The following is a 258-nucleotide window of genomic DNA, read 5'->3' as shown; positions in this document are numbered from 1 at the left end:
AAATAGGACTTGTCTAGAGTTCAATTCCCGCAGAAGAAAGATCACCTTCGAAGTGAAGTCTACCGGCCTGTACCCGCACCCGCACATCGACACTTCCCCCATCCCGGCCATCACCCAAGCCGGTGGCACGGTCCTGACCGACACGATCGATCAGACCGGCCTGGGACGCTACCTCTCAGACGCTCTGGCGTCGTGGCGCAAGCCATTTGCGATCCATGATCCTGGCAAGATCCTGTTGGACCTGGCACTGTCGTTGGC

1 pseudogene is annotated in these 258 nt (G+C 58.5%); it reads left to right on the top strand.

The annotated features are described in order from the left end of the window. Positions 1-52: 52 nt before the first annotated feature. Positions 53-258 (top strand): annotated as a pseudogene (locus tag NQ038_RS15255) (IS1380 family transposase); the annotation flags it as partial.

Source organism: Brevibacterium sp. 50QC2O2, from assembly GCF_024580675.1.
GTDB lineage: Bacteria > Actinomycetota > Actinomycetes > Actinomycetales > Brevibacteriaceae > Brevibacterium > Brevibacterium moorei.
The sequence above is the reverse complement of the archived record's forward strand: the minus strand, read 5'-3'. Positions and strand labels throughout refer to the sequence as shown.